Raw genomic sequence first — 9,286 nt, forward strand, 5'->3', positions numbered from 1 at the left:
TCGATTTCGGATCGATCATCATCTGAATGTCCCGGCACAGCGTCGCGACCCGCGAGGCGCTCCGCGAGACGATGGCGTCGGCCCAGGCCTCGCCCTTCAGCGCAAGCCCGAACACATCGGCGGCATCGGCCTTGAAGCCGGCCTTGAGGGCCTGCGAAGCGATCCAGCGGCCGGAGGTGCTGTCTTCGAGCGGGGCCTGGTCTTCAGACAAACCACGGATCAGACCGAAGTGACCGGCAAGACCGGACAGCAATCGGCCGTTGCAAACGATGCCGCCGCCAATTCCGGTCGAGATGGTCAGAAAGACGATGTCGCGACCTTGCCCGGCGCCGAATTTGTATTCGCCCCAGGCGGCTGCCTGGGCATCGTTGAACGCACAGACGGGCTTGCCGAAAACAGCGGATGCCCTTTCGACCAGCGGGTAGCCGTCGGGAATGCCAAGCGTCGCCGGATTCAACGCCGACCAGCGTCCATCGTGCACCAGCCCCGTCACCGCAATACCGATACGACTGAAGCGGCTTGACCAGGCCGACGTGCTTTGCGCAAGGGATGCCAGCCAGGCGTCGGGTCCAGCCTCTCGCGCGGTAGGCACGATCATGTCCTCGACCACCTTGCCGCCGCTGACCAGCGCGGCCATGGTCTTGGTTCCCCCGATGTCGATGCCCAGCACGGTTGGGCCAAGCACGGTTTGCGTGCCCCTTGCCGCATAGGCCCCGGAAATCGCCTGGTGGAACCACGAGGTGACGTGCTCGGTACGGGTGATCGCCGATCCGACAACCACGGCACAGGCGCCGGCGCGCGCGGCGGCGGCCGCCTGCTCCGGCGACCGGATACGCCCTTCGGCGATGACGTAGGGGCTCAGGGTTCGCATTTGAGCGATGAGGGCAATGTCCGGATCCTCCGGCTCCGGCCCGCCGACATAGCCGGAAAGCGTCGTGCCGACGAAATCGACACCCGCGGCAAGGGCCCGGCGCGCATCGTCAAGGCAAGAGCAATCGGCCATGGTCAGCTTGTTCCTGGCCTTGACGGCTTTCACAAGCGCTTCGACAGGAACGGGACGGACACGGTCCGTCGCATCGAAAGCGATGATATCGGCGCCCGCCTCGGCCAGCGCCTCGACATCGGCCAGATAGGGCGTGATGCGCACGGGGCTGTCGGTCAGATCGCGCTTGACGATACCGATGATCGGCTCGCGGACGGCCAGGCGGGCGGCCGCGACATAGGGCACGGATTCGATGCGCAGGGCCTTGGCTCCGGCTTCAAGAGCGGCCCTGGCAAAGCCCGTCACGAATTGCGCACTGTCCATCGGGCCGCCGGGAACCGGCTGGCAGGACACGATGAGACTGTTGGCGATGTCTTCCCGCTGCACGTCGGCACTCCCCTGTCGCCATCACGATAAATGGAAAATACCAGATTACAACCAGTTCATAACTGGTATTATCTTTGCAGCTCGAAGACGAAGTCGTAGACGTCTCCCTTGTAGCGTGTCTCGCAGTATTCCACGATCTGTCCGTCGGCGAGAAAGCAGCGGCGCTCGGTCATCAGCAGCGGTGCGCCCATCTCGCAATGAAGGTGTCTTGCATCCTCCAGCGATGCGCCGCGCGAGCGCATGCGCTGGATTGCCCTCTGAGGCAGGAAGCCGCGTGCATCTAGCGCTTCATAGAGGGAGTCCTGAACCATCTCGGGCGAAGGAAGGAAGCGAACCGGCACGGCCGAGACCTCGACGGCGATCGGCGCGCCATCGGCCGTCCGCACGCGGCGCATGCGGATTACATTGGTGTTTGCGGCAATACCCAAAGCCATCATTTCGGCTGGCGATGGACGGCTTATCTGTTTGGAAAGCCATAGGCATCCAGGCTTCAGGCCGCGCGCCAGAATGTCCTCCGAAAAGCTCGTCAGCGTCGAAAGCGATTTTTCGACCCGCGACCCGATCTCGGTTTTGGAACCATGCCGGCGATTGAGCTGCCCTTCCTCTTCGAGCAACGCCAGAGCTTTTCTCACAGTGACACGCGAGATCGACAGGGCTTCCGCCAGAACCCGCTCGCCCGGCAGAACCGCGCCGGCCTTCAAAGCGTTGGAACGGATCGCTGCCTCGATCGCCGATTTCAACCGTCGGTAAAGCGGCACATCGGAGGCTGTCGCTTCCATCTCCCGACTGACAAGCCCGATCAGGTTCACGGTTGTCATTGCTCTTCCTCCCGCGCGAGAAGCACCCAGGATCAAAACATTCCTGACTGGACCCATACTGGTATTATCAATCCGGTGCAAACGTCCCGCGGGCGGTGCCTCGTCCGCGCCGTCAGCGCACCACGGCCCCTCAGCGAACCCGCGGTGACAGCTTCATGGAGATGCGATCGCAGGCAGCACGCAGGACCTCCAGAGTAAAGGCATGGCGGCTTTCACGCGTATGGCGATTGATATAGGCGACGATAATGGAGGCGACGGCGCTGCCGTCCGGTCCGATGACCGGACAGCAGATATCGGTGATGCCGACGAAATCACGGCTCTCGCGCATCCAGTAACCGTCCGCGCGGATGGTACGAAGCTGCTTTTCCAGCGCCTCTCGATCCAGCGGCGCCGGCGAATGTGCCGCACATTCGTCGATCATCCGCGTCGCGACCTTTGGCGGCTGGAAGGCAAGGATCACATGGCCGGAGGTCGCGTCGGTGGCCAGGCGGCCGTAGCCGAGGCGCAGCGTGAACGCCATGTCCTCGCCGCCGGGAACGGCCGCGGTCACGACAGTCAAGCCATGATTGAAGACGACCAGGTGCGGCGACTGATTTGAGTCCCCGGCAATCCGCGTCAGCTCGGGCATTGCGGCGGACATGAGATCCTGAGCGCTCGGCGTGTGCAGCCCCAGCTTGAAAAGCTTGTCGGTCAACGAATAGGCGTCGGTCTCGGCGTTGCGCTCGATATATTGACGCTCCTGGAGCGCGATCAGCATCCGGAAAATCTCATTCTTCGAACGACCGAGGCCTTCCGCGATCTCCTTCATCGTCAAGGGCGCTCGCGCCTCCGCCAGCAGCTCCAGGACATCCAGACCCTTCGTCAGCGCCGGGGCCGAATAGGTCGGTTTGCCACTCTCTTTTGCGTCATCTGCCATTCGAAGAATCCCCGGTGGTCCACGCACGATAGAGACAAGAAATCGGAATTGCCATTGGTTTTATATCCAAACTTGACACCATATATAAAACTGACATGATGACGGGGACAATGAATTTCGAGGCCGAGCCGATGACCGTCCAGAGACCAGCAAACACTGTCCGCGCGACCATCACGCCCCGGAACAACAGTGTTTACACGTCGGTCGATTTCGATCGCGAGGGCAAGCAGATCGGCTTCTTCCATGTGCCCCAATCGCCGCACGACGATGCCTGGGGCACGGTCCGCGTTCCGCTGGCCGTCATCAAGAACGGAGACGGTCCGACGGTCCTGATCGAGGGTGGCAACCACGGCGACGAATATGAGGGGCCGATCGCGCTCGGCGAGCTTCTGCGCGAGATCGATCCACGGGATATAGCCGGTCGCATCATCGCGATTCCGGCCATCAACATTCGGGCCGTCGAGGCCGGCACCCGCACCTCCCCGGTCGACGGGTTGAATTTCAACCGCAGTTTTCCAGGCGATTTCAACGGCACGCTGACAAGCCAGATAGCGGCCTATGTGCATGACATCCTGTTTCCGAAGGCCGACTATTTCCTGGATCTCCACTCCGGCGGTTCGTCCCTGATGATCCTGCCGAGCGCGATCATCGAGCCCTCCCCGACCGCGCAGGGGCATCGCAAGAACATCAAGGCGACGCTCGCCTTCGGGGCGCCGACCGTTGTCATGGTCGACAATCTCGGTGAAACCCGGACCTCGACCGCGTCCGCCAATCACCAGGGGCTGATCGTCATCGGCAGCGAGATGGCCGGCGGCGGCCTTGTCAGTCCGGATGCGTTGGCCATCTGCCGCAGGGGCATCCGCAATGTGCTGAAACATGCAGGCGTCCTGAAGGGCGCGCCTGACATTGCCCCTGGCGCCAACGCACGCGTGCTCAAGGTGCCCGGAAGCGAAGGCTATCTGCTTTCCGAGGAGGACGGTGTCTTCGAACCCTTGAGCCCCCTCGGCAGTGCCGTCAGCAAAGGCGACCTTGCCGGACGCATTCACTTCCTCCACACGCTGTCGCGCGCGCCCATCGATCTCCTTCACCCCATCGACGGCATCGTTTTCGCCAAGCGTCAACCCGGCCGCGTGCGCCCGGGGAATTGCTGTTTCGTGCTGGCCAACGAATATCCGGAGGCACTGACCGATGAGCCATGAAGACATCATGGCGGCTGCCCGGCGCATTGCCCCCTTCATACGGCGCACCCCGGTCGTCAAGCTCGACCATGCCACGGGCGCGAACCTCCAAAATGATGTCTATTTGAAACTCGAATGCCTCCAGGTGAGCGGCTCCTTCAAGATCCGGGGCGCCACGAACCGGGTGAAAACGCTCGAGCCGGGCCGGATCGAAAACGGACTGGTCGCCGCATCCGGCGGCAATCACGGCCTGGCCACCGCCTATGTGGCTGCCCGGGCCGGCGCTCCCGCCACCATCTACCTGCCGAACAATGCAAGCCCGCTGAAGGCGGAAAAGCTGCGCAAATGGGGCGCTGACGTTCGCTTCGAAGGCAAGGTCTGGGATGAAGCGCATGAGGCTGCATTGGCCGAGGCAAAAGCGCGCGGCGCCTTCTACATGCATCCCTTCGCCGATGCGCAGATCGTGTCCGGCCAGGGAACCGTGGCGCTGGAGATGGTCGACCAGATTCCCGATGCCGACATCTACATCGTCGCGATCGGCGGAGGCGGCCTCATCAGTGGCATGTCCGAAGTCCTGAAGCACGTCAAACCCGACGCCAGGATCGTTGGTGTCGAGCCGACCGGTTCACCGACCCTTCACGCCTCCCTGACTGCCGGCCGTGTCGTTCGCTTGCCCGAGATAACGACGAAGGTGGCGACCATGGCCTGCGGCCGCACGGACGAAAGTATCTACGAGATCGTCGCCAAGCACGTCGACGACATCGTCCTTGTCGAGGATGCGGACATGCAGAAAGCCGCTGAATTGCTCTGGTTCGAATTCGGCATCGCCGCCGACCTCAGCGGCGCGGCATCGCTGGCCGCGTTGATGAGCGGAGCTTTCAAGCCACCGCGCGGCGCCCGCATCGCCGGGCTTGTCTGCGGCGCCGGTGTCGAAGGCCTGAACGGCTGAGGTCGAGAAAGGCCGGTCCACGCAAGACGCGGCCCGACATGGATACGGCACGAGTGCCGCGGAATACCGCCGGAATGCCTGTCGCTGGGACGGTCGTCGTGCGGGACATGAAAAAGAGGCGAAGAATCGTCCTGTCGCAACAAGAGGAGAACTGAAACATGCGCATTTCCCTGAAAGCATCCATTGCTCTGCTTGCACTCGCCATCGCAACGCCCTCGCTTGCCGCGGAAAAGGTTCTTGGACTTGCGGCAATCGACTTGCAGAACTCCTTCTTTGTCCGCATGAAGGAAGCCGGCGACGTGGCTGCCGCCGACTATGGGGTGAAATCCACCTGGCAGAGCGCCGAGGGTAGCCTGGAAAAACAGGTCAGCATCATCGAGAATTTCATCAATCAGGGCGTCAGCGCGATCCTGATCGATCCGATCGACAAGAACGCGGTCATTCCGGTGATCCAGAAAGCCACTGCCGCCGGCATTCCGGTGATCACCATGGGCAACAAGGTCGAGGCAGGCTCGAACTATTCGACGCTCTATCCGGACTACGACAACATGTCGATGGTTGCCCGCGCGCTCGGCAAGTCGCTTGGCGGCAAGGGCGAAGTCGCCCTGCTCGTCGGTTCGCGTGGCAACTTCGTGTCCGACACGCGCGAAAAAGGCTTTGTCGAAACCCTGAAAAAGGAGTTTCCGGACATCAAGGTCGTCGGCATCGAGCCGACCGGCTGGGACGCAGCCAAGGCAACGAATGCCGCCCAGACATGGCTCACCACCTATCCGGACCTGAAGGCCATCGGCTGCATCTCCGACAGCCTTTGCCTGGCAGCCGATTCCGTTGCCAGTTCGATGGGAACCCAGCTGCTCTACGGCGGCTATGACGGCGACGCCGAGATGAAGCCGCTGATCGACGACGGCAAGATGGTGATGGACGTGCTGACCGGCGCCTATCGTGTCGGCTACTGGAACATCGCCGTTGCCGCTCGCCTGGCCAACGGCGAAAAGCTGCCGCAGGATCTCTACATGCCGACCTATTTCGTGACCTCGGATGCGACGGCGGCGAAGCTCAAGGCGGATGGCCTCACCTTCGAATACATCAACACCGACAAGGAGGCGGTGGAAGCCAAGAACTATACCGAGCAACTCGGTCCCAAGGTTCCGGCGACCGCCATGACCCTGGCAAAGTAACAGCCTAAAGCGGCTCAAGCGCCGGATGACGTATCATCCGGCGTCCCCTTTTCCTGACGATCGCCGTCGCCGCTTCCGTGGTGACCGCGCATGATGCTCGATAAGAGGACCGACCCATGTTCCAGTCCTGGACCTCTCCGTTACTACGGCGCAACGAACCGGTTCTCATCGCGGTGCTGCTGGTCGCCATCGCCGTCTTCGGCTGGATCGATCCGCGCTTTCTGTCGACCGGCAACCTTGTCAGCATCGCGCAGCAGAGTGCGGTCATCGCCCTCATCTCCTTTGCCATGACGGCCGTGATCATCGCGCGCGGCATCGATATTTCCGTCGGCAGCAACCTCGCCTGTTCCGGCATCGCCGCGGGTCTTGCCTATACGGCAACCGGCTCGGCGAGCCTGAGCCTTCTCGCCGCGATCGGTGGCGGTGCCGCGATAGGTCTGCTCAATGGAGCGCTGATCGGCTTTGCCGGCATCTCCCCTTTCATCGCAACGCTCGCCACCATGGCGTTCGCGCGCGGCCTGGCGCTCAGTCTCTCCGGCGCATCCAGCATCGCGGTCGCCGATCCGGTCCTGCTTTTCGCCGGACGCGAGACAATCGGCCTGCTGCCGGTCTCCGTCATCATCGCCGCCATCTGCCTGAGCCTCTGGTGGTTCGTGCTCAATCGAACGGTATACGGGCGTTGGATCTATGCGATCGGCGGCAATGCGGGGGCGGCGCGGGCCTCTCTGGTTCCCGTCGACCTCGTGCGCATCTCCGTCTACCTGATTGCCGGTGCGACAGCCGGGCTCGGCGCGATCCTCACCATCGGCCGCCTTGGTTCGGCACAGCCGCTTGCCGGCACCGGCCTTGAATTTACAGCCATCACAGCCGCGATCATCGGCGGCACGAAACTCTCCGGCGGCCAGGGCTCGATCTGGGGAACGGCGATCGGGGCGCTGCTGCTGGGCGTCATCAACACCGGCCTGTCGTTCCTGCAGGTGCCGCAGATCCTGATCTATTTCGTCACCGCGAGCCTCATTCTGGTGGCCGTTCTCACCAGCCAGCCGGAGAGTGTCGCCGCCTTGTTCAAGACCGGTGGCCGCAAGTCCACCCCGTCGCCCCGCAACACCGCCGCAACATCGGTCGGCAAACACAGCATCGCCTTGCGCGGGCTTGGCAAGTCTTTTCCGGGCGTCAAGGCACTCGACGGTGTCAGCTTTGCCGTCTCGGCCGGCGAGGTGGTGGGACTTGCCGGCGAGAACGGGGCCGGGAAATCGACGCTGGTGAAGTGCATTTCCGGTCTACATCGCCCGGACGAGGGTGAGATCGTCATCGACGGCAACGCCGTCCAGTTCCACTCCCCCAGCGCCGCCAAGGGCATCAGCGTCATCCATCAGCATTTCAGCCTTTCGCCGGACCTGACCGTGGCGGAGAATCTCTTCATCGGCCGCGAACCGCACACCCGCCTGGGATTTCTCGACCGGGCCCGGATGCGGCGCGATGCGAAAGCCATCATGGACGAGCTGTCGCTCGATATCGACATTGGCGCGGAACTGCGAACGCTTTCCGTCGGGCACCGGCAGATGGTGGAAATCGCCCGTGCCGTTCTGTCCGATGCCTGGTTCTTCATCATGGACGAGCCGACCAGCGCGCTCTCCAACCGCGAGCGCGACCAGCTCTATGACCTGATCGACAGGCTGAGAGCTCGCGGCGCCGGCATCCTCTACATCTCGCACAAGATGGAAGAGATCTTCAGCCAGTGCGACCGCGTCGTCGTTCTGCGTGACGGGCGCTTCATCGGCGAGCGCCAGACCAGCCAGACCAGCGAGGCCGAGATCGTCTCCATGATGGTCGGGCGCGATGTCGGCGACATCTTCCCCTATCTCAAAGCGCAAGTCGGCGAGACCGCGATCGAGATCAGCAACATCTCCGATGGCAAGCTCTTGAAGTCTGCGACGCTCAGCGTGTGCAGGGGCGAAATCGTCGCGCTCGCCGGCCTGATGGGCAGCGGCCGCTCCGAAGTGCTCAGGCTGATTGCCGGCCTCGATCCCATGCATGGCGGCACCCTCAGAATTTTCGGCGGGCAGCAGACCAGCGGCGACACCAAGACCGCCAATCGCGCCGGCATCGTCTACATACCGGAAGACCGGCATCTGGAAGGCTTTGTCGGCACGATGTCGATCAGGGATAACCTGTCCCTCGCCTGGATTCGCGACAACAGTCACTTCGGCCTGCTGAGACCTCGCCACATCCTGGCTCTCGCGCGCGATCTCATCGGCTCACTCGGCGTGCGGCCGGCCCAGCCCGACAAGATGGCCATCGAACTCTCGGGCGGCAATCAGCAGAAGGTCGTCATCGGCAAATGGCTTGCCACCAAGCCGAAGATCATCCTGCTCGACGAGCCGACACGCGGCGTCGACGTCGGCGCAAAGTCCGAACTCCATCACCTGATCGCAAGATTGAAGGCCGAGGGCGCGGCGATCCTCATGGTGTCGAGCGAGTTGCCCGAGGTCCTCGGCGTTGCCGACCGCATCGTCGTCATGCGCGAAGGCCACTCTGTCGGCACGCTGGCGCGTGGGGCGACGGAAGAAGATGTGATGACGCTGGCCTTCGGTGATCGCACGATCACACCACCAGCCTGCGCACCCCGGCCAGCATCCAACCTTGCACCATGCCTGTAAGGAGGACCCTTTGAGCAAATTGAAGATCGCCATCGTCGGTGCCGGCTACATGGGTCTCCTGCATGCGCAGGTGGTTGCCGAGAGCCCTGTCGCGGAACTATCGGCATTCGTTGATCCGAACGCTGCCTCGGGAAGCAAGGCCGCGTCCGATTTCGGCGTCCGGCATTTCACCGATGCCGCCGCCGCGCTGACTGCCAATGCCGCCGACGCCTACATAG

Annotated in this window: 8 protein-coding genes; 5 read left to right on the forward strand and 3 right to left on the reverse strand. The window is 62.9% G+C overall.

Features of this window, described 5'->3' with window-relative positions:
* The 3 genes from EN879_RS13280 to EN879_RS13290 form a co-directional block, all read right to left on the reverse strand.
* Positions 1-1,369 (reverse strand): putative N-acetylmannosamine-6-phosphate 2-epimerase (locus EN879_RS13280; RefSeq protein WP_127274082.1); only part of this gene is annotated, 1,369 nt, incomplete at its 3' end.
* A gap of 68 nt (positions 1,370-1,437) precedes the next feature.
* The gene (locus EN879_RS13285; protein ID WP_027160933.1) at positions 1,438-2,187 is read right to left on the reverse strand and encodes a GntR family transcriptional regulator; all 750 of its coding nucleotides are present in this window, start codon (positions 2,185-2,187) and stop codon (positions 1,438-1,440) included.
* A 130-nt stretch (positions 2,188-2,317) separates the two neighbouring features.
* Complete coding sequence (locus EN879_RS13290; RefSeq protein ID WP_013530438.1) at positions 2,318-3,103, reverse strand: IclR family transcriptional regulator; 786 nt, start codon at positions 3,101-3,103, stop codon at positions 2,318-2,320.
* Positions 3,104-3,198: 95 nt separating this feature from the next.
* Here EN879_RS13290 and EN879_RS13295 point away from each other — a divergent pair, with 95 nt between their 5' ends.
* The 5 genes from EN879_RS13295 to EN879_RS13315 form a co-directional block, all read left to right on the forward strand.
* The gene (locus tag EN879_RS13295; RefSeq protein ID WP_244514328.1) at positions 3,199-4,302 is read left to right on the forward strand and encodes a succinylglutamate desuccinylase/aspartoacylase family protein; all 1,104 of its coding nucleotides are present in this window, start codon (positions 3,199-3,201) and stop codon (positions 4,300-4,302) included.
* The gene (locus EN879_RS13300) at positions 4,292-5,230 is read left to right on the forward strand and encodes a threonine/serine dehydratase (RefSeq protein WP_013530436.1); all 939 of its coding nucleotides are present in this window, start codon (positions 4,292-4,294) and stop codon (positions 5,228-5,230) included. The genes EN879_RS13295 and EN879_RS13300 overlap by 11 nt, the downstream gene beginning before the upstream one ends.
* Before the next feature lie 158 nt (positions 5,231-5,388).
* Positions 5,389-6,408, forward strand: coding sequence for a sugar ABC transporter substrate-binding protein (locus EN879_RS13305; protein WP_013530435.1), 1,020 nt, complete (start codon positions 5,389-5,391; stop codon positions 6,406-6,408).
* A gap of 116 nt (positions 6,409-6,524) precedes the next feature.
* Complete coding sequence (locus tag EN879_RS13310; protein ID WP_063168708.1) at positions 6,525-9,068, forward strand: ATP-binding cassette domain-containing protein; 2,544 nt, start codon at positions 6,525-6,527, stop codon at positions 9,066-9,068.
* A gap of 19 nt (positions 9,069-9,087) precedes the next feature.
* On the forward strand, positions 9,088-9,286 hold a 199-nt coding region (locus tag EN879_RS13315), incomplete at its 3' end, for a Gfo/Idh/MocA family oxidoreductase (RefSeq protein ID WP_206520943.1).

It is taken from the genome of Mesorhizobium sp. M7A.F.Ca.AU.002.02.1.1 (assembly GCF_003998535.1).
Classification (GTDB): Bacteria; Pseudomonadota; Alphaproteobacteria; order Rhizobiales; family Rhizobiaceae; genus Mesorhizobium; species Mesorhizobium ciceri.

What these genes read in the sequence shown, in the direction of transcription:
- EN879_RS13300 (WP_013530436.1), top strand. Translation starts at nt 4,292, where the DNA reads ATGAGCCATGAAGACATCATGGCGGCTGCCCGGCGCATTGCCCCCTTC.
- EN879_RS13285 (WP_027160933.1), bottom strand. Translation starts at nt 2,187, where the DNA reads ATGACAACCGTGAACCTGATCGGGCTTGTCAGTCGGGAGATGGAAGCG.
- EN879_RS13310 (WP_063168708.1), top strand. Translation starts at nt 6,525, where the DNA reads ATGTTCCAGTCCTGGACCTCTCCGTTACTACGGCGCAACGAACCGGTT.
- EN879_RS13290 (WP_013530438.1), bottom strand. Translation starts at nt 3,103, where the DNA reads ATGGCAGATGACGCAAAAGAGAGTGGCAAACCGACCTATTCGGCCCCG.
- EN879_RS13295 (WP_244514328.1), top strand. Translation starts at nt 3,199, where the DNA reads ATGATGACGGGGACAATGAATTTCGAGGCCGAGCCGATGACCGTCCAG.
- EN879_RS13305 (WP_013530435.1), top strand. Translation starts at nt 5,389, where the DNA reads ATGCGCATTTCCCTGAAAGCATCCATTGCTCTGCTTGCACTCGCCATC.